Annotated in this window: 17 protein-coding genes; 12 read left to right on the forward strand and 5 right to left on the reverse strand. The window is 73.5% G+C overall.

Going from position 1 to position 22,913, the window contains the following annotated elements; all coding sequences use genetic code 11:
• Positions 1–330: 330 nt before the first annotated feature.
• The 6 genes from AB0G16_RS28980 (at position 331) to AB0G16_RS29005 (ending at position 10,506) form a co-directional block, all read left to right on the forward strand.
• Positions 331–1,161 (forward strand): undecaprenyl-diphosphate phosphatase, encoded by an 831-nt coding sequence (locus AB0G16_RS28980; protein ID WP_362811735.1) that lies wholly within the window; start codon positions 331–333, stop codon positions 1,159–1,161.
• Positions 1,162–2,298: 1,137 nt separating this feature from the next.
• On the forward strand, positions 2,299–3,810 hold the full coding sequence (locus AB0G16_RS28985; RefSeq protein ID WP_362811738.1) for a discoidin domain-containing protein: 1,512 nt from the start codon (positions 2,299–2,301) through the stop codon (positions 3,808–3,810).
• 32 nt (positions 3,811–3,842) lie between these two features.
• Positions 3,843–6,080 (forward strand): CBM35 domain-containing protein, encoded by a 2,238-nt coding sequence (locus tag AB0G16_RS28990; protein ID WP_362811742.1) that lies wholly within the window; start codon positions 3,843–3,845, stop codon positions 6,078–6,080.
• Between the two features lie 94 nt (positions 6,081–6,174).
• Complete coding sequence (locus AB0G16_RS28995) at positions 6,175–7,698, forward strand: GDSL-type esterase/lipase family protein (protein ID WP_362811745.1); 1,524 nt, start codon at positions 6,175–6,177, stop codon at positions 7,696–7,698.
• Between the two features lie 46 nt (positions 7,699–7,744).
• Positions 7,745–8,950: an SGNH/GDSL hydrolase family protein gene (locus tag AB0G16_RS29000; RefSeq protein WP_362811748.1), complete on the forward strand. Its 1,206-nt coding sequence runs from the start codon at positions 7,745–7,747 to the stop codon at positions 8,948–8,950.
• A 59-nt stretch (positions 8,951–9,009) separates the two neighbouring features.
• Positions 9,010–10,506: an RICIN domain-containing protein gene (locus tag AB0G16_RS29005; RefSeq protein ID WP_362811751.1), complete on the forward strand. Its 1,497-nt coding sequence runs from the start codon at positions 9,010–9,012 to the stop codon at positions 10,504–10,506.
• A 23-nt stretch (positions 10,507–10,529) separates the two neighbouring features.
• On the opposite strand, the gene AB0G16_RS29010 is transcribed toward AB0G16_RS29005, so the two are convergent.
• Together AB0G16_RS29010 and AB0G16_RS29015 are read right to left on the reverse strand one after the other, a co-directional pair.
• Complete coding sequence (locus tag AB0G16_RS29010) at positions 10,530–10,682, reverse strand: hypothetical protein (RefSeq protein ID WP_362811754.1); 153 nt, start codon at positions 10,680–10,682, stop codon at positions 10,530–10,532.
• Between the two features lie 71 nt (positions 10,683–10,753).
• A complete protein-coding gene (locus tag AB0G16_RS29015; protein ID WP_362811757.1) occupies positions 10,754–11,530 on the reverse strand; it encodes an NAD(P)H-binding protein in 777 nt (258 codons plus the stop codon).
• Positions 11,531–11,543: 13 nt separating this feature from the next.
• On the opposite strand from AB0G16_RS29015, the gene AB0G16_RS29020 reads away from it, so the two are divergent.
• The 3 genes from AB0G16_RS29020 to AB0G16_RS29030 all read left to right on the forward strand — a co-directional run bounded on the left by AB0G16_RS29020 (position 11,544) and on the right by AB0G16_RS29030 (position 16,187).
• Positions 11,544–11,804, forward strand: coding sequence for a helix-turn-helix domain-containing protein (locus AB0G16_RS29020; protein ID WP_362811760.1), 261 nt, complete (start codon positions 11,544–11,546; stop codon positions 11,802–11,804).
• A 112-nt stretch (positions 11,805–11,916) separates the two neighbouring features.
• Positions 11,917–14,577, forward strand: coding sequence for an ATP-dependent helicase C-terminal domain-containing protein (locus AB0G16_RS29025; RefSeq protein WP_362811763.1), 2,661 nt, complete (start codon positions 11,917–11,919; stop codon positions 14,575–14,577).
• 203 nt (positions 14,578–14,780) lie between these two features.
• Positions 14,781–16,187 (forward strand): amidase family protein, encoded by a 1,407-nt coding sequence (locus tag AB0G16_RS29030; RefSeq protein WP_362811766.1) that lies wholly within the window; start codon positions 14,781–14,783, stop codon positions 16,185–16,187.
• 43 nt (positions 16,188–16,230) lie between these two features.
• Here AB0G16_RS29030 and AB0G16_RS29035 read toward each other — a convergent pair whose 3' ends face one another.
• The 3 genes from AB0G16_RS29035 to deoC all read right to left on the reverse strand — a co-directional run bounded on the left by AB0G16_RS29035 (position 16,231) and on the right by deoC (position 19,902).
• Positions 16,231–17,343 (reverse strand): aldehyde dehydrogenase family protein, encoded by a 1,113-nt coding sequence (locus AB0G16_RS29035; protein ID WP_362811769.1) that lies wholly within the window; start codon positions 17,341–17,343, stop codon positions 16,231–16,233.
• 182 nt (positions 17,344–17,525) lie between these two features.
• Entirely contained in the window at positions 17,526–18,953 is a 1,428-nt protein-coding gene (locus AB0G16_RS29040; RefSeq protein WP_362811772.1) for an aldehyde dehydrogenase family protein, read from the reverse strand.
• 10 nt (positions 18,954–18,963) lie between these two features.
• Entirely contained in the window at positions 18,964–19,902 is a 939-nt protein-coding gene (gene deoC / locus AB0G16_RS29045; protein ID WP_362811775.1) for a deoxyribose-phosphate aldolase, read from the reverse strand.
• A 122-nt stretch (positions 19,903–20,024) separates the two neighbouring features.
• Here deoC and AB0G16_RS29050 point away from each other — a divergent pair, with 122 nt between their 5' ends.
• From AB0G16_RS29050 to AB0G16_RS29060, 3 genes are all read left to right on the forward strand, one after another.
• Entirely contained in the window at positions 20,025–20,969 is a 945-nt protein-coding gene (locus AB0G16_RS29050) for an RNA polymerase sigma-70 factor (protein ID WP_362811778.1), read from the forward strand.
• A gap of 173 nt (positions 20,970–21,142) precedes the next feature.
• Positions 21,143–22,339: an FAD-dependent oxidoreductase gene (locus tag AB0G16_RS29055; protein WP_362811781.1), complete on the forward strand. Its 1,197-nt coding sequence runs from the start codon at positions 21,143–21,145 to the stop codon at positions 22,337–22,339.
• Positions 22,340–22,700: 361 nt separating this feature from the next.
• The gene (locus tag AB0G16_RS29060) at positions 22,701–22,859 is read left to right on the forward strand and encodes a hypothetical protein (protein ID WP_362811784.1); all 159 of its coding nucleotides are present in this window, start codon (positions 22,701–22,703) and stop codon (positions 22,857–22,859) included.
• Positions 22,860–22,913 lie beyond the last annotated feature (54 nt).

Genomic DNA, 22,913 nt, shown 5'->3' on the forward strand with positions numbered 1-22,913 from the left:
CCGCATCCTGGTCGAGGCCGGTGACGCCTCCGGCGCCTCCCTCGTCGAGGCCGGCATCGACGACGTCAGGGTCACCCGCTAGCGGGCGTGCCGGGTGCGGCCCGCGGCCCTTCCCCCTTCCCGTGCCGTCCGGACACCCCGGGCGGCACGGCCCGCGGGCCGCACCCCCTCGCCGCGCCGTCCCGCGGCCCTTCGCCACCGTCTGCCGGCCTCTCCCCCGTCCCGTGGCCTCCCCGTACCGTCTCCCGGCCGACCCGGCCGGTCACGAACGCCCCACCGCTCCGCTAGCCTCGCGTAGGTCACGCACACGCTGGTACGGAAGGTGCTCAAGTGATCGGCTGGTTCGAAGCGGTGGTCCTCGGACTGATTCAGGGATTGACGGAGTTTCTGCCGATCTCCTCCAGTGCCCACATCAGGGTCGTGTCGGCGTTCTTCGGCTGGCAGGACCCGGGAGCCGCGTTCACCGCGGTCATCCAGCTCGGCACCGAGGCCGCGGTGGTGATCTACTTCCGCAAGGAGATCTGGGAGATCGTCTCCACCTGGACCCGCTCCCTGTGGACCCCCGCCCTGCGGAGCCACCACGCCGCCCGGATGGGCTGGTACGTCATCGTGGGCACGATCCCGATCGTGATCCTCGGCCTGCTCTTCAAGGATTCCATCGAGGGCGCCTTCCGCGACCTGCGCCTGATCGGCACGACGCTGATCGTCTTCGGCCTGGTCCTGTGGTTCGCCGACCACGCCGCCCGCAACCGGCTCACCCTGGAGCGGCACCTCAGCTTCACCCACGCCCTGGTCTACGGCTTCGCCCAGTCGCTCGCCCTGATCCCCGGCGTCTCCCGCTCCGGTGGCACGATCAGCGCGGGCCTGCTGCTGGACTACCGCCGGGAGGAGGCCGCGAAGTACTCCTTCCTGCTGGCCATCCCGGCCGTGCTGGGCGCGGGGTTCCTGGAGCTGTTCAAGATCGGCGAGGGGCCGGCCCCGGAGTGGGGGCCCACGATCCTGGCCACCGTGATCTCGTTCGTCGTGGGCTACCTGGCGGTCTCGTGGTTCCTGAAGTACATCAGCACCCACCGCTTCACCGGTTTCGTGATCTACCGGATCATCCTCGGCGTCGTCATCATCGCCCTGGTGAGCACGGGAGTCCTCGACCCCTCCGCCTAGTGCCGCGACGACGTCTCGCCGCCGGGTGGTCGTCGCCGGTGGTGGCGGGCGCGGTCGAGGCGTGTCGCGTCCGGACGCGTGGTCCGGCGGCGGGGGTGGCCGGGGCGGGCGCACGCGAGGGCGGCCGGGATCGTGAGGGGTGAGCGGGCGGCGCGCATGACGGAGCTCCCGGGGACGAGGCGGAGCGATTAAAACGATCTACTCGGCGGAGAGTACGAGTGTTGACGCCGACGGTCAAGGCCTCGCCGGCCCCGGCTCCCGAAGGCCGTTCCGCGGCCTCCCCGCCTCGTCGTCCCCGTCCGCCGCGACACCGCCGGGCTCCGTCCGCGACCCCCGACGCGCCCGGCCTGGGCGGACTCCGCGACGGGACCGTCGGTGACACCCCGCGTCCCCGCCGCCGCCGCTCCCGGCCTTTCACGGGCGACGACGAGGGGAACGCGTGAAACGTTCACATCGTCGCCGGAGACGACCGGCGGATCCGGAAGCGTTCGCAGGGGGGAAAAGGGCCTTGTCACCGCCGACGGCGATCGCGTGCTCGCCGTCCGGGCCCCCGCCCGGAACTTCACGCGGGCACTTTCAACGCGCCGGGTTGTGCATTACTGTGCACGTTCACAGAGCCTCATCAAGCCTGTGAGGAGGACGCGTGGCCTCACCCCCCACTCCGCCCGCGGCTTCGCACCCGACCCCCCGCCACCCCTGTCGCAGCACGTGCGGCGACACCACCTCCGCCTGACCACGACCACCGACACCGGCTCCCGGCGCGACGACACCGGGACGGCTCAAGCGGGCTGACCACCCGCTCCAGCCCCAGGACGCGCCGACGGGTCTGTCCGCCGTGCCCGTCCACGGACGGCCCCGGTCGGCGGCACCGGAACCGGCCCCGCGCACGGCCGGCCGCGCCGCCTCTTCGGCGACCGCTCCGGCGACCGCTCCGGCGACCGCTGTGATCCCCCCTCCCCACTCCCGTCCCGACCGTCCGAGGACCCCATGAAAAGGATCTTGGGGTGGCCGCCGAGCATCCCGCTCCCGGCAGGTCAGGGCCCTGGCACCCGAGACACCGGCCCGTACGAAGCCGGTGGTCCGCCGTGCGGACGGCGACGTACCACCGCAGACCTCACGAGAAAGCCCGGATTCATCATGAGTTCCTCCTGGCCGGACGGCCGTTTGCTCGGCCCGCCGGGCGCTTCACGGCTCGTCGTCCTCACCCTCCTCGCCCTACTGGCGACCCTGCTGTCCGTACCGCTCGCGCCCGCGGCCGGGGCGGCGACGGATCTGGCGCGGGGCAAGGCCGCGAGCGCCGACTCCAGCCAGTCCGGGCGTGGCGCGTCCCTGGCCAACGACGGCGACACCGCCACCCGCTGGTGCGCCGCGGACGGCGGGACCGGCCACTGGTGGCAGGTCGACCTCGGAAGCGCGGCGACGCTGACCGGCACGGAGGTGCGCTGGGAGTTCGCCCGCTCCTACGGGTACCACGTCTCGGTCTCCACCGACGGCTCGACGTGGACGCGGGTGGCCGACCGGACGGCGAGCACGTCCACCGCCCAGGTGCGGAGCGACACCTTCTCCGCGACCGCCCGGTACGTACGGATCACGGTGACCGGTCTCGCCGCGTCGACATGGGCGAGCATCGCCGACGTCAAGGTCTTCGGCACCGGAACCGGCATCCCGCCGGGGCCGGGGCCCGAGCCGGACCCGGCACTGCGATCCAGGTGCACCGGCACCTCGCCGATCGTCTGCCACTTCGACGTCCAGCCGGGCAACCACGACGTGACCGTGATCCTGGGCGACGCGTCCGCCGCGGGCGTGACGAGCGTGCAGGCGGAGGCCCGCCGTACGGTGCTGCCCGCCGTGTCGACGGCGGCGGGCTCGTACGCGCGGTACTCGTTCACGCTGAACGTGCGTCAACCCGAGGGGCAGCCGACGGGGCAGGGCGGCACCGGGAAGCCCGGCCTCGACCTGGTCTTCTCCGGGACGGCCCCGAAGCTGAACGGGATCGGGCTGGCCCCGGCGAGCGGGTCCGTGCTGTACCTGGCGGGCGACTCGACCGTCTGCGACCAGCCGGTCGCGCCGTACACCGGATGGGGGCAGCAGCTCCCGCGCTACTTCGGGCAGGGCCTGTCGGTGGCCAACTACGGCGACTCGGGCGAGAGCTCGGCCAGCTTCCTGTCCAACTCGGCGCTGTTCCCCGCGATGAGGCCGCTGATCCGCGGCGGCGACACCGTACTGATCCAGTTCGGGCACAACGACAAGTCGACGACCGCCTCGGCGTTCGCCTCCAACCTCACCAGCCTGGTGACCCAGGTGCGGTCGCGAGGCGGGACGCCGGTGCTGGTCACGCCACCGGTGCGGCGGCTGTTCGCGGCCGACGGCACGCTGAACTCCACGGCGCTGCACGTCAACGGCGTGGGCGCGAACCTCCCGGCAACGACGCGGCAGGTGGCGGCGGCGCAGAACGCGCCACTGATCGACCTGACCGCCGCGAGCGAGGCGCTGGTGGAGAGGCTCGGCCCGAACGGCTCGGCCGCGCTCTACCTGCCCGAGCTGAGCGACAACACCCACTTCTCCTCGAACGGAGCGGACGAGATGGCCAGGCTCGTCCTGCAGCGCATGCGCGAGCTGAACCTGCCGCCGGTGTCGTACCTGCGATGACCCGCACCCCCCACCCATCCATTGGAGTTCTCATGCCCCTGCGCAGACCGCGTACCGCACTGCTGTCCGCCGGCGTCGCGCTGACGATGGCCGCCACCGGCGTCGCCATGGCCGCGGGAACCGCCTCGGCGGCGACCCGCTACGAGGCCGAGAGCGCGCCGGCCACGTGTGACGGTCTCATCGAGTCCAACCACGCCGGGTTCTCCGGCAGCGGATTCTGCAACGCCACCAACGCGGCGGGAGCCGCGGCGCAGTTCACCGTGACCGCGCCCGCCGCCGGCACGGCCACCATCGGCGTCCGATACGCCAACGGCGGCACCACCAACCGCCCCGCCGACGTACTCGTCAACGGCACGGTCGCGCACGCGAACAGCGCCTTCGACCCCACCGGCGCCTGGACCACCTGGGTCACCAGGACACTGACCGTGACACTGAACGCCGGCGACAACGTCATCCGCCTCACCCCGACCACCGCCGGCGGCCTGCCCAACATCGACCACCTGGAGGCCGGCCAGGGCGGCCCGGACCCGACCGGCCGCCAGATGGAGGACCTCAACCGCGGCCTGATCAGCGTGCGCTCGGGAAGCGGCAACCTGGTCTCGTGGCGGCTGCTCGGCACCGAGAGCATGAGCACCGGGTTCAACCTCTACCGGGGCTCGACCAAGCTGAACTCCTCCCCCCTCACCGGCGCCACCAACCACCTGGACAACGGCGCCCCGGCCGACGCCTCCTACACCGTCCGCGCGGTGGTGAACGGCGCCGAGCAGGCGGCGTCCGAGCCGTCGCTGCGCTTCGCCGGCGGCAACCACCTGGAGGTGCCGATCTCCCGGCCGGGCGGCAACTACACCGCCGGGGACGCGAGCGTCGGTGACGCGGACGGTGACGGGCAGTACGAGATCTTCCTCAAGTGGGACCCGAGCGACCAGAAGGACAACTCCCAGTCCGGGGTCACCAGCAACGTCTACATCGACGCCTACCGGCTCAACGGCCAGCGGCTGTGGCGCGTCGACCTGGGCCGCAACATCCGGGCGGGCGCGCACTACACGCAGTTCCAGGTCTACGACTACGACGGGGACGGCCGGGCCGAGATGGCGGTCAAGACCGGTGACGGCACCGTGTCCGGCACCGGGCAGGTGATCGGCAACGGCAGCGCCCTGCACCGCAACTCCGACGGCTACATCCTCACCGGCCCCGAGTACCTGACCGTGTTCAACGGGCTGACCGGCGCGGCCATGTCCACGGTGAACTTCGACCCGGCCCGCGGCAACATCAACGACTGGGGTGACAACTACGGCAACCGCGGCGACCGGTTCCTGGCCGGCACGGCCTACCTGGACGGCCGGCGGCCGAGCATCATCATGGGCCGCGGCTACTACGCCAAGAGCACGATCGCGGCCTGGGACTTCCGCGACGGCCGGCTCACCCGCCGCTGGAAGTTCGACTCCGCCGGCGCCGGCAGCCAGTGGACCGGCCGCGGCGCGCACTCGCTGTCCATCGCCGACGTCGACGGCAACGGCACCGACGAGATCATCTACGGCGGCATGACCATCAACGCCGACGGCACCGGCCGCTACACCACGGGCTTCTACGCCCACGGCGACGCCCTGCACGTCGGAGACTTCGTGCCCGGCCGCGCCGGCAAGGAGATCTGGATGATCCACGAGCAGAGCTCCGGCGCCGCCGCCACACTGCGCGACGCCGGCAACGGCTCGATCATCATGCAGAGGAACAACACCTGCAACTGCGAGGGCCCGGCCCGCGGCGTGGCCGCCGACATCCACGCCGGCAACGCCGGCGCGGAGTTCTGGGGGACCGGCACCGGCCTGGGCAACCTGCTCAACGCCTCCGGCGGCAACGTCGGGCGCAACCCCGGCAGCTACAACTTCCTGGCCTGGTGGGACGGCGACCCGGTGCGGGAGCTGCTGGACGGCAACCACGTCGACAAGTACGGCACCGGCGGCGACACCCGCCTGCTCACCGCTTCCGGGGCGCACTCGGTCAACGGCACCAAGTCCACCCCGTCACTGTCCGGCGACCTGTTCGGCGACTGGCGCGAGGAGATCATCCTGCCCCGCGACGACAACGCCGCGCTGCGCGTCTACGCCACCCCGATCCAGACCGACCGGCGGATCTACACGCTGATGCACGACGCCCAGTACCGCGTCGCCGTCGCCTGGCAGAACACCGCCTACAACCAGCCGCCGCACCCCGGCTTCTTCCTGGGCGACGGCATGAGCACCCCGCCGCAGCCCTCCATCCACGTCCGCTGAACATCCGGCGGCCCGGCACCCGCCGGGCCGCCGGACCGCCGGGCCGAGCAGCGGCGCGTCACCCCCGGCCGGCCCCCACCCCCCAGGAGCTCCGATGAAATGGCTGCCGAAGATCTCACTGCTCGCGGCGATGACGACGGCACTGGCGTGCGCGCCCGTCGCGTTCGCGACGGGCGCGCACGCCGCGACGACCCGGTACGAGGCGGAGTCCGCACCCGCCATGTGCGACGGCGTCGTGGCCTCCAACCACTCCGGCTACTCCGGCAACGGTTTCTGCGACACCGTCAACGCCGTCGGCAGCGCCGCGCAGTTCACCGTGAGCGCACCGGCCGCGGGCACCGCCACCCTGACCGTCCGCTACGCCAACGGCACCACGGCGAACCGGCCGGCGGACGTCAGCGTCAACGGGACGACGGTGCGGTCCGGGCTCGGCTTCGAGGGCACAGGCGCGTGGAACACCTGGGCGACCAGGAGCCTGACCGTGCAGCTGAACGCCGGCACCACCACCGTACGGCTCACCGCGACCACCGCCGGCGGACTCGGGAACATCGACCACGTCGAGGTCGCGACGGGCGGCGGCGGGGACGGCTCGCCCACCGATCCGAACATCCGTCTCGTCGGCCGCTGGGACACCCGCGACAGCGGCGCGTACGTCCCCGGCTGGGCCGGCGCCTATCTCACGACGGGGTTCACCGGCACCACCGTCAAGCTGAGGCAGCGCAACACCATCGACCTCTACTACAGCATCGACGGCCGCCCCGACGTCTACCTCCAGAACGTGCGGGGCACCGTCGACCTCACCCCGGCACCACTGGCGGCGGGCACCCACACCCTGCGCGTGTCGTACCGGGTGGTGGCCGGCTCCTACCGCGGCGACGCGGTCTTCCAGGGGCTGGTGCTCGACCCGGGCGCCCGGACGGTGCCCGCCGAGCCGTCCCGCGGCACGGTGGAGTTCGTCGGGGACTCCATCACGGTCGGCACCACCAGCTCGAAGAACGCGCTCACCGCGTACGGATGGCTGGTCGGCGAGCAACTCGGCCTGGACCACACGCAGGTCGCCCAGGGGGGCGCCTGCCTGGTGAGCACCGCCGACGGCTGCGTCGGCCTGGACCGGCGGTTCGTGAAGGTCAGCGCCGCCGACGGGGCGGCCGACCATGACTTCACGCGGTACCGGGCGGACGTGGTGGTGATCAACCTGGGCACGAACGACGCCGGTCACGGGGTGTCCACGACCCAGTTCCAGAGCTCCTACACCGAGTTGCTGCGCACGGTCCGCGCCAGGTACCCGAGGGCCGCGATCCTGGCCCTGGAGACCTTCCGCGGGCGGTTCGTGCCGCAGACCCAGGCCGCGGTGCGGACCCTCAACGACGCCGGGGACCGCGACGTCTTCTTCGTCGACACCGACGGCTGGGTGCCGGCGAACGGCCTGACCGACGCCGTCCACCCCAACGACGCCGGGCACCGCGCGATCGCGGCGAGGCTGGCGCCGATCGTGGCCGCCCACCTCCCGCCGGGCCCCGCGCCGACGTCCGCGTCCACGTCGAGCGGCACGTCCGGCGCCTGCGGCACCGCCCCGGACTCCCCCGCCCTCGACGACGCCGGATGCGTGCTCGGCTGACCCGCCCGCCACCGGTTCCGCACCCGACTCACCTCTTGGAGTTCCCATGTTTTCACGGAGAAGGCTGTCCGCCGCCGTCGCGCTGGCGGTGGCCGTCGCGGGTCTCGTCACGGCCCCGGGAACCGCCGCGGAGGCCTCGGCGGCGACCCGCTACGAGGCCGAGAGCGCGCCGGCCACGTGTGACGGTCTCATCGAGTCCAACCACGCCGGGTTCTCCGGCAGCGGATTCTGCAACGCCACCAACGCGGCGGGAGCCGCGGCGCAGTTCACCGTGACCGCGCCCGCCGCCGGCACGGCCACCATCGGCGTCCGATACGCCAACGGCGGCACCACCAACCGCCCCGCCGACGTACTCGTCAACGGCACGGTCGCGCACGCGAACAGCGCCTTCGACCCCACCGGCGCCTGGACCACCTGGGTCACCAGGACACTGACCGTGACACTGAACGCCGGCGACAACGTCATCCGCCTCACCCCGACCACCGCCGGCGGCCTGCCCAACATCGACCACCTGGAGGCCGGCGCGCCCGCCTCCGGCAGGACCACGGTCTGGCTGGCCGGGGACTCCACCGTCGCCGCCAACTCCGGCGGCAACATCGTCGGCTGGGGCAGGGAGCTCGGCGGCTACCTCACCGCCGACGCAGGCGTGGTCAACAGCGCCATAGGCGGCCGCAGCGTCCAGACCTGGCTGTACGAGTCCGCCGTCACCGCCACCAAGAACTCCGCCGGGGAATGCGTGCTCGGCTCCACCGCCTACGCCGCCCGCTGGCAGGCGATGCTCAACGCCTCCACCGGGATGAAGGCAGGCGACCACCTGTTCATCCAGTTCGGCATCAACGACGGCTCGTCCACGTGTCCCCGCCACGTCGGCTCCGCCCGGTACCGCGAACTGCTCACCGCCATGGTCCGCGCCGCCCAGCAGCGCGGCGCCCACCCCACGCTGGTGACCCCGGTGTCCGCCCTGAGGTGCAGCGGCGGTACGGCGACGGCCACCCGCGGATTCCTGACCGAGACCTTCGACGTCGGCCGGGCCACCGGCGCCCCGGTCATCGACCTCCACGCGCTGAGCATCGCCCTCTACAACGGCCTGCGCTTCTGCCCGTTCAACGGCGACTACTCCTCCGGCCCCGTCGGCGCGTTCTTCGCCGACGACCACACCCACTTCGAGGCGGCGGGCGCACGCCAGATCGCGGGCCTGGTCACCAAGGCGGTACGCGACCAGCGACTCCCCCTCTCCACGTACCTGAGGTGACACCGCGTACCCGCGGTGACACCCGGACCGTCCCCATCCCCGCACCCGAGGAGCCATCCATGACCATGCGACGCCCGCACGGACGCCGCACCGTACTCGTCCTCGTCGGCGCGCTGATCGCGAGCTGCGCCGCACTGGTCACGGGATCGCCGGCGAACGCGGCCGTGATCGACCCGGCGGCGTACTACCAGATCGTCTCGCGGCACAGCGGCAAGGCGATCGAGATCGCCGGCCAGTCGACCGCCGACGGCGCCGCCGTCCAGCAACGGACCCGCGCCGACCAGGCGGGCCAGCAGTTCCAGTTCGCCGACGCCGGAAACGGCCACTACAAGCTCCGTGCCCGCCACAGCGGCAAGGTGGTGGACGTCGCCTCGGCGTCCACGGCGAACGGCGCGAACGTCGTCCAGTACACCGACAACGGCGGCACCAACCAGCAGTTCCGGGTGGTGGACACCGACGGCGGATACGTCAAGCTCGTCAACCGCAACAGCGGCAAGGCCCTCGACGTCTGGGAGCAGTCCACCGCCGACGGCGCGCGGATCTCCCAGTACACCGACAACGGCGGCACCAACCAGCAGTGGCAGCTGGTCCGGGTCGGCACGGCACCGGCCCCGAAGTACGCCGGCTACCTGTTCTCGCACTTCACCGGTGAGGGAACCTCCGCCGGCGAGCAGGTCTACTTCGCGCTCAGCCAGGGCAACGACCCGACCAGGTGGCGCCAGCTCAACGGCGGGCAGCCCGTGCTGACCTCGAACGTGGGGACCCGCGGCGTGCGCGACCCGTTCATCATCCGCTCACCGCAGGGCGACAGGTTCTACCAGATCGCCACCGACCTGCGGATCTACGGCAACGGCAACTGGGACCAGGTCCAGCGCACGGGCAGCAAGTCCATCGTGGTCTGGGAGTCGTCCGACCTGGTGACCTGGAGCGCGCCGCGCCTGGTCCGCGTCGCACCGGACACGGCCGGCAACACGTGGGCCCCGGAGGCGTACTACGACGAGACACTCGGCCAGTACGTCGTGTTCTGGGCGTCGAAGCTGTACTCCGCCGGCGACCCGAACCACACCGGCACCACCTACAACCGGATGATGTACGCCACGACATCCGACTTCCGGACCTTCAGCGCCCCGCAGGTCTGGGTCGACAAGGGCTACTCGACGATCGACTCGACGCTCGTCAAGCACAACGGCACCTACTACCGCTTCACCAAGGACGAGCGGAGCGCGTCGCAGAGCGCGTGCGGCAAGTTCATCCTCGCGGAGAGGTCGGCGACCGTGCTCAACCGCGACTACTCGTTCGTCGCGGACTGCATCGGGAACAACGCCCTCAACCAGGGCGAGGGCCCGCTGGTCTTCAAGTCGAACACCGAGGAGCGCTGGTACATGTTCATCGACGAGTACGGGGGCCGGGGCTACGTACCGTTCACGACCACCGACCTGAACACCCGGCAGTGGTCGCCCGTCTCCGGCTACACCATGCCCGGCCGGCCGCGCCACGGCACCGTCCTGCCGGTCACGCAGGCCGAGTACGACCGGCTGCTGCAGCGCTGGGGCTGAGCCGCCGGGCTCGTCCGGACGGTTCAGGCGGGAGCGATCTCGTCCTGAACCGCTCCGGCGGGGGCACCCCTGTCCGGGGAGGCCCGGGCGGGGGACGGCGGGTCGTCCGCCCGAAGCCGGGCGGCGTCCCGGTAGGCGGTCGCGACAGCGGCGAACATCGAGGTCAGCCCGATCACGGAGCGATCATTCCCCGTACGGCGCGGCGGACACCACCGCGGCCGGAAAAAACGTGGGGCCGCGGATCCGGTCAGGCGAAGGCCGCGCGGTTGCGCGCCACCCATTCGGCGAAATCGCGGGGTGGGCGGCCGAGGATCCGTTCGACGTCGGGACTCACCCGCCGTTCGGCGTCCGACGGCTCGCCCAGGATGTCGAGGGTGCCGTCCACGACCGGTTCCGGCATGAAAGCGAGCATCCGCGTCCTGGCCTCCTCGCGGCTCTGCTCGACGAACCGCACCGGTTCCCCCAGCGCGTCGCCGATGACCCGGGCCCGCTCGCGCGGAGAGATCGCCACCGGGCCGGTGAGTTCGTAGACGCGGCCGTCATCGCGCAGCACCACGGCCGCGACCTCGGCGATGTCGTCCGGATCGACGAACGGCAGCCCGACGTCGCCGAACGGCGCGGCGGCCGTCCGCTCGGAACGGATCGCCGGGGCCCACGCGAACGCGTTGGAGGCGAAGCCGCCGGGCCGCAGGACGGTCCACTCCAGGCCCGACCGCCGGACGGCGTCCTCGTAGGCCCTGAGCGGGTCGTGGGAGCGGGCCCGCGGCCGCGTCCCCGCCCCCTGGGAGGAGCGCAGCACCACCCGGCGGACCCCGGCGGCCTCGGCCGCGTCGAGAACGTCCGGGGGGTGCGCGCCCTGCCCCGGGACGAGCAGGAAGAGCGCGCCGGCCCCCTCCAGCACGGGACGGAGACTCTCCACGTCGGTGAGATCGGCCCGCCGGTGCCGTACACCCTCGGGCAGTTCGTCCGAGGGATGCCGCGAGACCGCCGTCACCCGCTCGCCCGCCGCCACGAGGGCCCTCAACGAGCACGGCCGGATGCGCTTCGTGGAGCTGGAGCGCCACATCGGCACGATCACCCCGAAGGTGCTGACCCAGCGGCTCCGCCAGCTGGAGCGCGACGGCCTGGTGGTCCGCACCTACCACCCCGAGATCCCGCCGCGGGTGGAGTACGAGATCAGTGAGCTGGGCCGGAGCCTGGGCCCCCTGTTCGCCACGCTCGCCGAGTGGGCCGCCGCCAACCTGGGCGAGGTGGAGCGGGCCCGCCTGGAGTACGACGCCCCGGCCCCCCGGTCCTGACAGCCGGGCACGGTCTCCTTCCGCCGGCCGCCCGGCCGGGGGTCCCGTGGCGCGCCCACGGGCCCTGACGCCGCCGGGCGCGGTCCCCGGGGACATCGGGGACACTGGACGGGTGCGTTCCGACCGGTCCGGCCTGCCCGTCCGCCATGTCCTGCCCGAGCTCCTCGCGGCCCTGGACGAGCGGGGCGTCGCCGTGCTCACCGCGCCCCCGGGCACCGGCAAGACCACGCTCGTCCCGCTCGCCCTGGCCGGGCTCCTCGACGGCCTCGACGGCCTCGACGACGCGGCGCCGAGGCGGGTGGTCGTGGCCGAGCCGAGGCGGATGGCCGTACGGGCGGCGGCCAGGCGGATGGCGTGGCTGCTGGAGTCGGAGGTGGGCGCGGAGGTCGGGTTCTCGATCCGCGGCGAGCGCAGGACCGGCCCGAAGACGGTCGTCGAGGTCGTCACCACCGGTGTCCTGCTGCAACGGCTCCAGCGCGACCCCGAGCTCGGCGGCACGCACACGGTCCTGCTCGACGAGTGCCACGAACGGCACCTGGACGCCGACACCGCGCTGGCCTTCCTCCTCGACGTCCGCGCCACGCTCCGCCCCGACCTGCGGATCGTCGCCACCTCCGCCACCGCCGACGCCGCCCCCTGGGCCCGCCTGCTCGGCTCCGGCGACTCCGGCCCGCCCGGCTCCGGCGATCCCGCGCCGATCGTGCACGCCTCCGGCACCATGCATCCGGTCACCCCCGTCTGGGCTCCGCCCACCGGCGCCGTCGCGCCGCCGCACGGCATGCGGGTGGACCCGGCGTTCCTGACGCACGTCGCCGGCGTGGTGCGGCGCGCCCTGGCCGAACGGGAGGGGGACGTGCTCTGCTTCCTGCCCGGTGTCGGCGAGATCGGCCGGGTGGCCGCGCAACTCGGCGGCGGCAGCGGCGATGGTGGCGGCGGTGGCGGTGGCGTCGACGTCCTGCAGGTCCACGGCCAGGCACCGGCCCGCGTGCAGGACGCGGTCCTGTCCCCGGGCGCCGGGCGCAGGGTGGTGCTCGCCACCTCGGTCGCCGAGTCGAGCCTGACCGTGCCGGGCGTGCGGATCGTGGTCGACTCCGGCCTGGCCAGGGAGCCCCGTACCGACCACGCCCGCGGGCTCGGCTCGCTCACCACGGTCCGGGCCTCCAGGGCGTCGGCCACCCAGCGGGCCGGGCGCGCGGGCCGCGAGGCACCGGGCGTGGTCTACCGGTGCTGGTCGCAGGCCGAGCACGACCGGCTGCCCGAGTACGCGCGGCCCGAGATCGCCCTGGCCGACCTGACCGGTTTCGCCCTCCAGGCCGCCTGCTGGGGCGATCCGGCCGCCACCGGCCTGGCCCTGCTCGACCCGCCCCCGCCGCCGGCGATGGACGCGGCCCGCCGCACCCTGAGCGCACTGGGCGCCCTCGACCCCGCGGGCCGGGTGACCGGACGGGGGCGGCGGATGGCCGTGGCCGGGGTGCACCCGCGCCTGGCGCGGGCCCTGATCGACGCCGGGGCCGGGCCCCGGGCCGCCGAGGTCGTCGCCCTGCTCTCGGAGCAGCTTCCCCGGGAGGCCGGCGACGACCTGGTGGCGGTCTGGCGTTCCGCGCGCCGCGGCGGCGACGCGTTCTCCGCGCGCTGGCGCCAGGAGGCCGGGCGCCTGGCACGTGCCGTCCCCGGCGGTGGCCCCGGCGCCGACCCCAAGGGCGGCTCCGGGGGCGGCTACAGGGGTGGCTCCGGGAACGGCCCGCGCCGGGGAGAGGGCGACGCCGGCGCGAAGGGCGCCGTCGTACCGGACGGGAGCGACGACACCGTGGCCGGGACCGTCGTGGCGCTGGCCTACCCGGAACGGGTGGCGCGGCGGCGCGGCGGATCGTACCTGATGGCCTCGGGGACGGCCGCGGAGCTGCCGGCCGGGTCGCGGCTGGGGACGGCCGAGTGGCTGGCGGTCGCGGTCGCGGACCGGCCCACCGGGGCCGCGTCCGCCCGTATCAGGCAGGCCGTGGTGATCGACGAGGAGATCGCCAGGCTCGCCGCGGCCCCCCTGTACGCGTCCGGTGAGGAGATCACCTGGCGCGTGCCGCCGGGGGAACGGCGCGGTGACGTGTCCGCGCGCCGGGTGGAGAGGCTGGGCGCGATCGAGCTCTCCTCCGGCGTGCTCCGCGGCGCCGACGTGCGTCCCGCCGTCCTGGAGGGGCTGCGCGCCGAGGGCCTGTCGATCCTGCGCTGGACACCCGAGGCCGTGGCCCTGCGCGAGCGCCTGGCCTTCTGCCGGCGCACGCTCGGCGACCCGTGGCCCGCGACCGACGACGACGCGCTGGTCGAGGCGGCCGACCGCTGGCTGGAGCCGGAGCTCTCGCGGGCCCGCCGCCGCTCCGACCTGGAACGCCTGGACGTCGTCTCCGCCCTGCACCGCCTGGTCCCGTGGAACGCCCGCCTCGCCGAGACGGCCCCCGAACGCGTCGAGGTGCCGAGCGGGTCGAGGATCAGGATCGACTACTCGGGGGAACGGCCGGTGCTGGCGGCCAAGGTGCAGGAGCTGTTCGGCTGGGCCGAGGCCCCGCGCGTGGCCGGGGTCCCGCTGGTGATCCACCTGCTCTCCCCCGCCGGCCGCCCGGCCGCCGTCACCGCCGACCTGGCCTCGTTCTGGCGCGAGGGGTACCGCGCGGTCCGCGCCGAGCTGCGCGGACGCTATCCCCGCCACCCCTGGCCCGACGACCCCATGTCGGCCCCCGCCACCCGCCGCGCCAACCCCCGTCGCCGGCCGGGCGGGACGTAGCCCTCGGGGCGCGGACCCGGGCGCGGACCCGGGCGTGAGCCGGGACACGGGCCGGGACACGGGGCGCGGCATCGGCCGGAACGCGAACCGGCTCCGGGCCGCCGACCACGGACCACGCCGAATAACGCCGACGAGCCGGACAAGACATCGGATCGATACGTGGCGCGCTTCCCCTGGCGGACTCGCCGGACCACACTCGGTTCATGTCGTGGGTGGGAAGTTCCGCAGTGGAGATCGCGGCTGCCGTACGACGGGGGAAGGTCGCCGCCTCCGCGGTCGTCGAGGAGCACCTCTGCGCCATCGCCGAGCGTGACGGCCGCGTCGGGGCGTTCCGCGAGGTGCTCGCCGAGAGGGCGCGGGCCGAGGCCCGGCTGCTGGAGGAGCGCGAGGACCTGTCCGAGCTGCCGCTCGCCGGGGTGCCGGTCGCGATCAAGGACAACGTCGCGGTCGAGGGCGAGGTGTCGCGCAACGGCTCGGCGGCCACGCCGGACACGCCCGCGACCGCCGACCACCCCGTGGTGGCGAGGCTCAGGGCGGCGGGCGCGGTGGTCGTCGGCATCACCAACGTGCCCGAGCTCTGCCTGGCCGCCTTCTCCGACAACGTGTACGGGGTGGCGCGCAATCCGTGGGACCTCGGGCGTACCCCCGGCGGCTCCTCGGGCGGGAGCGCGGCGGCCGTGGCGGCGGGCATGGTCCCGCTGGCACACGGCAACGACGGGCTCGGCTCGCTGCGCATCCCGGCGGCCTGCTGCGGCCTGGTCTCGATCAAGCCCGGCCAGGGGGTGGTCCCGCCTCCCGAGCACGACTGGTACGGCATGTCGGAGAACGGCCCCCTGGCCACGACCGTGGCGGATCTCGCGCTGGCACTGGCCGTGATGGCTGACGACATGTCCCTGGCCAGGCCCGGGGAGAGCGAGGCGCTCGGCGTGGGCAGCGCCCTCGACGACTACCCGGGCGGGCTGACCCTGTCGGAGACGCCGAGGCTGCGGATCGCGGTCGCGCCCGTGCCGCTGCCCCTGGGCCTGCCGGTGGACACCGAGTTCCAGCGGGCGGTCACCGGGGCGGCCGAGGTGCTGGGCGCCGCCGGGCACACCGTGGTGGACCGCGCCGACCGGATGCCCGCCCGGCTCGCCGGCTCGGCCGTCGCCACCTGGTTCGCGTGCGCCCGGGACGACGTCGAGGGTCTCGACCCGCGCAGGCTGGAGCGCCGCACCCGGTCACTGGCCAGGACGGGCCGTCTGCTCGCCAGGTTCGGCGCGGACGGCGCGACCGGCCGTGACCGCTGGCGCGCGCACGGCGCCGACCAGTGGTTCGGCAACGCCGACGTGCTGCTGACGCCCACGCTCGCCGCCCTGCCGCCGGCCGCCGAACGCTGGGGGCGCCGCGGCCTGGCGGCGAACGCCCGCGTCAACCTGACGTACGCGCCCGCGACCGCCGCCTGGAACCTCGCCGGCTGGCCGGCCATGAGCGTCCCGTACGGCGTGCACTCCTGCGGCATGCCCATCGGCGTCCAGCTCGTCGCCGCGCCGGGGGGCGAGTCCCAGCTGCTGGCGCTGGCCGGGCAGCTGGAGGCGGCCCGTCCCTGGGAGCGCCACGCGCCGCTCCCCTGACCCGGCCCGGCCTACCTCGGGCCCGGCCGGGCCGGGGGACGGTTCAGACGCCCGTAGGGTGCCAGACGGTCTTGGTCTCCAGGAAGGCCGTCAGGCGCCTGGTGCCGGGGTCGGCGTACCAGTCGGTCGTCGCGGCGGGGCGCAGCACCCGCTTGAGGTTCTCCGACGCCGCCTCCTCGCACGTGACCGCCAGCCTCTCGTCGGTGACGCCGGTGAGGTCGAGGGCGTTGACGTCCATGTGCGCGGACAGCCAGGGGGCGAGCTCCGCCACCGAGCCGGTGAGGATGTTCACCACCCCGCCGGGCAGGTCCGAGGTGGCCAGCACCTCGGCCAGCGTGATCGAGGGGAGCGGGGCGCGCTCGCTCGCGACCACCACGCAGGTGTTGCCCGTGACGATCACCGGGGCCAGCACCGAGACGAGCCCGAGGAGCGGCTCGTCGGGGGCGATCACCGCGACCACCCCGGTCGGCTCCGGCGAGGAGATGTTGAAGTAGGGCCCGGCGACCGGGTTGGAGGACCCGGCCACGGCGGCGATCTTGTCGGACCAGCCCGCGTACCAGACCAGCCGGTCGACGGCCGCGTCCACGATCCTCTCGGCCTGCCCGGTGTCCCCGGCCCGCCCCGCCCCGGTGTCCGCCAGCTCGGCGACGAACTGGGCCCGGCGCCCCTCCAGCATCTCGGCGACGCGGTAGAGGATCTGCCCCCGGTTGTACGCCGTCGCGCCCGACCAGCCGCCGAAGGCCTTGCGCGCGGCCGACACCGCGTCGCGGGCGTCCTTGCGGGAGGCCCGGGAGGCGTTGGCGAGGAAGTCGCCGCTGGAGGAGGCCACGGCGTACGACCTTCCGCTCTCGGAGCGCGGGAACGCCCCGCCGATGTACAGCTTGTACGTCTTGCGCACGGCGAGCCGTGCCGGCACGCGACCGGCACCCTTCTCACCGTTCACGGCGTCCCCACCGTTCACGGCGTCCCCACCGTTCACGGCGTCCCCACCGTCCACGACGCTCCCACCGTCCACGACGCTCCCACCGTCCACGACGCTCCCGCCGTCCACGACGCTTCCGGCGTCCGCTGCGCTCCCGGCGCTCCCGGCGCTCCCGGCGTCCCCGCCGGTCCTGCCGCCCGCCCGTGACCGGCCCGGCCTGTCCGCCTTACTCATTTCCCAGCCCTCTCCACGAGCTCTCCTGCTGCGCCAGCCGGGCCGGCACGAAGATCTGACCGCAGCGGCTCACACCGCACCGGTGCGCGAACCAGCCCCGCATCACCGGTCGTCCGGCGCGGGCGAAATCATGGCCCCGGGTGCTCTGGGCGCGACGGGAACGCCGCCCGGCGGCGTGCCGCTCACACATCGAGGTACGCCTCCAGCCCGTGCCGGCCGCCCTCGCGCCCGTACCCGGACTCCTTGTAGCCGCCGAACGGCGAGGTCGGGTCGAACTTGTTGAAGGTGTTGGCCCACACGACGCCCGCGCGGAGCCTGTCCGCCATCCACAGGATGCGCGAGCCCTTCTCCGTCCACACGCCGGCCGACAGCCCGAAGGGGCTGTTGTTGGCCTTCTCCACCGCCTCGGCCGGGGTACGGAACGTCAGCACCGACAGCACCGGGCCGAAGACCTCCTCGCGGGCGATCCGGTGCGACTGGGCGACGCCGGTGAAGAGGGTCGGCGGGAACCAGAAGCCCCGGTCCGGCAGCGAGCAGGCCGGGGACCAGCGCTCGGCGCCCTCGGCCTCCCCCTGGTCCGAGAGCTCGTGGATCTTCGCGAGCTGGGCCGCGGAGTTGATCGCGCCGATGTCGGTGTTCTTGTCCAGCGGGTCGCCCAGCCGGAGCGTGCCCAGGCGCCGCTTCAGCGCGTCCAGCAGCTCGGCCTCGATCGACTCCTGCACCAGCAGCCGGGAGCCCGCGCAGCAGACGTGACCCTGGTTGAAGAAGATCCCGTTGACGATCCCCTCGACGGCCTGGTCGATCGCGGCGTCCTCGAACACGATGTTCGCGGCCTTGCCGCCGAGCTCCAGGGTAACCTTCTTCCCCGAGCCCGCGACCGACCTGGCGATCCGCCTGCCGACCTCGGTGGAGCCGGTGAAGGCGACCTTGTCGACCCCCGGGTGGTTCACCAGGGCCGCGCCGGTCTCGCCGGCGCCGGTCACGATGTTGACCACCCCGGGCGGCAGGTCCGCCTGCGCGCAGATGTCCGCGAAGAGCAGAGCGCTCAGCGGGGTCGTCTCGGCCGGCTTGAGGACGACCGTGTTGCCGCAGGCCAGCGCGGGGGCGATCTTCCAGGCGAGCATCAGCAGCGGGAAGTTCCACGGGATGACCTGGCCCGCCACCCCGAGCGGGCGGGGGTCGGCGCCGTACCCGGCGTGGCCGAGCTTGTCGGCCCAGCCGGCGTAGTAGAAGAAGTGGGCCGCCACCAGCGGCAGGTCCACGTCGCGGGACTCGCGGATCGGCTTGCCGTTGTCCAGGGTCTCCAGCACGGCCAGCTCGCGCGAGCGTTCCTGGATGATCCGGGCGATCCGGAAGAGGTACTTGGCCCGCTCCGAGCCGGGCATCGCCGACCAGACGCCGAACGCCTTGCGGGCGGCCTCGACGGCCCGGTCGACGTCGGCCTCGTCGGCCCAGGCGACCTCGGCCAGGACCTCCTCGGAGGCGGGGTTGACGGTCTTGTTGCGTTCGGTGCCCTGGGAGTCGACCCACTCGCCGCCGATGAACAGGCCGTAGGACGGCCTGATGTGGACGACGTCACGCGACTCGGGCGCCGGTGCGTACTCGAACATGTGAACGCCCTTAGTCGAGGGTGAAGTAGTCGGGACCCGCGTACCTGCCGGTGGCCATCTTCTGGCGCTGCATCAGCAGGTCGTTGAGGACGCTGGAGGCGCCGAGCCGGAACCACTCGGGGGTGAGCCAGGCGTCGCCGACGGTCTCGTTGACCAGGACGAGCATCTTGATCGCGTCCTTGGTGGTCTTGATGCCGCCCGCGGGCTTCACCCCGACCTGGCGGCCGGTCGCGGCCAGGAAGTCGCGGACGGCCTCCAGCATGACCAGCGTCACCGGGAGGGTCGCGGCGGGCTGCACCTTTCCGGTGGAGGTCTTGATGAAGTCGCCCCCGGCCATCATGGCCAGCCAGGACGCGCGGCGCACGTTGTCGTACGTGGCCAGCTCGCCGGTCTCCAGGATCACCTTCAGGTGCGCGCTCCCGCACGCCGCCTTGATCGCGACGATCTCCTCGAAGACCTTGACGTAGTCCCCGGCGAGGAACGCGCCGCGGTCGATGACCATGTCGATCTCGTCGGCCCCGGAGGCGACCGCGAACCCGGTGTCGGCGACCTTGACCTCCAGCGAGGAGCGCCCGCTGGGGAAGGCGGTCGCGACGCTGGCCACCTTGACGCCGGAGCCCCTCACCGCCGCCGCGGCCCCGGCGACCATGTCGGGGTAGACGCACACCGCGGCGACCTTGGGCACCGAGGGGTCGGACGGGTCGGGACGGACCGCCTTGGCGCACATCGCGCGGACCTTGCCCGGGGTGTCGGCCCCCTCCAGGGTCGTCAGGTCCACCATGCCGATGGCCAGGTCGATGACCTGGGCCTTGGCGGTCGTCTTGATGGATCGGGTGCCGAGCATCGCGGCGCGCTGGTCGGCGCCCACGCGGTCGACACCGGGCAGGCCGTTCAGGAAGCTCCGCAGCGTGGCGTTGGACGTGGCCACGTCGGTGAGCGAGGTCGTCATAGTTGACACCCCTCCAGCATGCCTACTGGTGTGATTACTTCCAAACTGGACCCTGCCCAGCACCCTCACCCGTTTTCGTCAACATTCGCCCACTTCGGGGGCGGGCGGCCTAGGATCGGGCCATGGCCCTGACCGCGGACGACGTCGAGCGGTTCGAGGCCTTCAGGCCCCGCCTGGAGGCCCTGGCCTACCGTCTCCTCGGTTCCGCCGCGGAGGCCGAGGACGCCGCGCAGGAGACGTTCCTGCGCTGGCAGGCCGCCGACGTCGACCGCATCGAGGTCCCCGAGGCCTGGCTGACCAAGGTCGTCACCAACCTGTGCCTCAACCAGCTCGCCTCCGCGCGGGCGCGCCGCGAGACCTACGTGGGCCAGTGGCTCCCCGAGCCGCTGCTCGGCGGGGACCCGATGCTCGGCCCGGCCGAGACCGCCGAGCAGCGCGAATCGGTCTCGTACGCGGTCCTCACGCTCATGGAGCGACTCTCCCCGGGCGAGCGGGCGGTGTACGTGCTGCGGGAGGCCTTCGCCTACTCCCACCGGGAGATCGCCGCGATCCTCGACATCACCGAGGCCGCCAGCCAGCAGATCCTCCACCGCGCCAGGAAGCACGTCGCCGGCGGCAGGGCCCGCACCATGATCGACGAGGCCGCCGCCCGGCGGATCGTCGAGGAGTTCCTGACGGCCGCCGCCAGCGGCCGGACAGAGCCGCTCGTGCGCCTGCTCGTCGAGGACGTCGTCTCCGTCGCGGACGGCGGCGGGAAGGTCCCGGCCCGCGCCAAGGCATTCCAGGGCGCCCTGGCGGTCGCGCGGTTCCTGCGGGGCCTGTTCAAACCCGGCGAGGCCAAGCGCGCCATCGCCGGCGGCTCGCCCGAGCTCCACGCGTGGACCGCCAACGGCGACCCCGCCGTCGTCGCCGTCATGGACGGCCGGGTCGTCGGCGTCCTGTCCCTGGAGGTCACCGCCGAGGGCATCGCCGCGATCCGCAACCAGGTCAACCCCGACAAGCTCGAACGCGCCACCGCGCGATGGGCGGCCGTCGACCACGGGGATCCCCTGTTCACCATCTTCTGACCCCTCCCGATCGCTTCCGGACCCGGTGTGAGGTGCTTCACACCGGATTCCCGTCAGGAAAGGGCGCGCCCTCCGGTTCAAGGGGCGAACCCGCGCACGACAGGGGCCGGCAGTGGCCCGGCGGTCGTCCCCGGGGGTCCAAGTGGCCGACAGGAGCCGACAGGAGCAGGGAAATGCAGCACCGCATCATCGTCCTCGGAGCCGGATACGCCGGAGCGATCGCCGCCGGCCGTCTCGCCAGGCGCCTTCATCGTGAGGACGTCGCCGTCACCCTCGTCAACGCCGAGCCCGACTTCGTCGAGCGCGTCCGCATGCACCAGCTGGCCGTGGGCCAGGACCTCAGGCCCCGGCCGTTCGACGAGATGTTCGCGGGCACCGGCGTCGATCTGAGGATCGCGAAGGTCACCGGCGTCGACGCCGACCGCGGGACCGTCGCCGTCACCGACGCGAACGGCGCCGGGGAACTCGCCTACGACACGCTCGTCTACGCCCTCGGCAGCGGCTGGGACGCCCAGGGCGTTCCCGGGGTCGCCGAGCACGCCCATGAGATCGCCGGCCGCTCCGGAGCGCTCCGGCTGCGCGAGCGCCTGGCCCGCCTGACCCCCGGGCAGGCCGTGGTCGTCGTCGGCGGCGGCCTGACCGGCCTGGAGGCCGCGACCGAGATCGCCGAGACCCGCCCTGACCTCGACGTCGCCCTGGTCACCCGGGGCGCCCTGGGGGACGACTTCTCACCCAGGGGGCGTGAGCACCTGCGGAAGGTCTTCGGCGGGCTCGGGATCACCGTGCGCGAGCACGCCGACGTCATCGGCGTCGAGGCCGAGCACGTCGCCGTCGCCGGCGGCGGGACCGTCCCGGCCGCGGTCACCGTGTGGACCACCGGCTTCGCGGTCCACCCGATCGCGAGGGCGACCACCCTGGAGGTCACCGGCACCGGCCAGATCGTGGTCGACGGGACCATGCGCTCGGTCTCGCACCCGGACGTGTACGCCGTCGGCGACGCGGCCATGGTGACGGGCCCCGGGGACAAGCCGCTGCGGATGTCGTGCGCCTCGGGGGTCCCGACCGCGTGGCAGGCCGCCGACGCGATCGCGGCGCGCCTGACCGGCGGGAGGCTCCCGAACGCGCCGCTCCGCTACTTCAACCGGTGCGTCTCGCTGGGCCGCCGGGAGGGCTTGATCCAGTACGTCACCGCCGACGACCGCGCCGTACGGACGGCCCTGACCGGGCGGCTCGCCGCCGTGTACAAGGAACTGGTCTGCAGGGGCGCCGCCTGGGGCGTCGCCAACCCGATCCTCGGGCTGCCGGTCCGGCGCCGCCGCGTCACGCCGGAGCGGGTCACGACGGGCCCGACCGTCCGGGAACCGGCGTGAGGACCGCCCGGGAACCGGTGTGAGGACCGTCCGGGAACCGGTGTGAGGACCGTCCGGGAACCGGCGTGAGGACCGTCCGGGAACCGGCGTGAGGACCGTCCGGGAACCGGCGTGAAGGTCCCGGCGGGCCGGGGGCGGAGGCACGGCGGGCCGACGTGGAGCACGGGAATCCGACGGAGGGCAGCGGGGGCCGGCGTAGGGCACGGGGTCCCCTAAGGCGGCCCCCACCCTCCTAAGGGGGTTCTCGGCCGCGTCGCCCCCGGAGATAGGACATCCTCCCGATGCGGGACGGGGGGCCTTAGGACGAATCTGGAGTCTGTAAGGAAAGCGCCGACAGGCACCGAGCAGAGAGGAACCCCCCATGGGTCCCGAGATGCAGCTCCAGTTGATCGACGAGAGAGCGGCCAGGTTCCGCGCGGAGGCGGCCGGCCACCGCCGCGCCCTTGAGGCCCAGACCCGGCGTGAGTCCTCCTTCGCCAAGCGCCGCCGGAGCCTCTTCGGAAAGATCATCTCGACGTGAGCCCGGCCAGGGAGCCCGGTCGCCATCCTCCCGGCGGCTGGGCCTCACGCCGTT

The sequence above is a fragment of the Streptosporangium sp. NPDC023615 genome (genome assembly GCF_040640155.1).
Classification (GTDB): domain Bacteria; phylum Actinomycetota; class Actinomycetes; order Streptosporangiales; family Streptosporangiaceae; genus Streptosporangium.